The sequence below is a fragment of the Streptomyces sp. bgisy027 genome, from assembly GCF_057710365.1.
Window position 1 is genome coordinate 1 of sequence record NZ_JBYIVZ010000155.1, and the last position, 514, is coordinate 514.

General features: G+C 67.3%; 1 protein-coding gene. It reads left to right on the plus strand.

Annotation, left to right across the window (positions count from 1 at the left end; translation table 11 throughout):
• Window positions 1–514, plus strand: a 514-nt coding sequence (locus AC3ETA_RS47845) for an RNA-guided endonuclease TnpB family protein (protein WP_432199180.1), incomplete at both ends; no start/stop codon positions are given.

The following is a 514-nucleotide window of genomic DNA, read 5'->3' on the forward strand; positions in this document are numbered from 1 at the left end:
GAACCGGGAGAAAGCCCGCAAGCGTGTCGCCAAGGTCCACGCGCGGATCGCTGACCGGCGCCGCGACTTCCTGCACAAGCTGACCACTCGACTCGTCCGTGAGAACCAAACGGTCGTGATCGAGGACCTCACCGTCCGCAACCTGCTGAAGAACGGCAGGCTCGCGCGCGCCATCTCGGACGCGTCGTGGACGGAACTGCGCTCCATGCTGGAGTACAAGTGCGCCTGGTACGGGCGCGAACTTGTCGTGATCGACCGCTTCTTCCCCAGCTCGAAGCTGTGCGGAACCTGCGGCACGGTCGCGGCGAAGATGCCGCTGAACGTCCGCGAGTGGACGTGCGAGTGCGGCGCCGTGCATGACCGCGACGTGACCGCGGCACGCAACATCCTGGCCGCCGGGCTGGCGGCGTCTGCCTGTGGAGACGGTGTAAGACCTCAACGGGAGTCCTCCCGGACGGGGCAGTCGTCGGTGAAGCAGGAACCCCAGCGGGCGACCGCTGGAATCCCCCGCCTT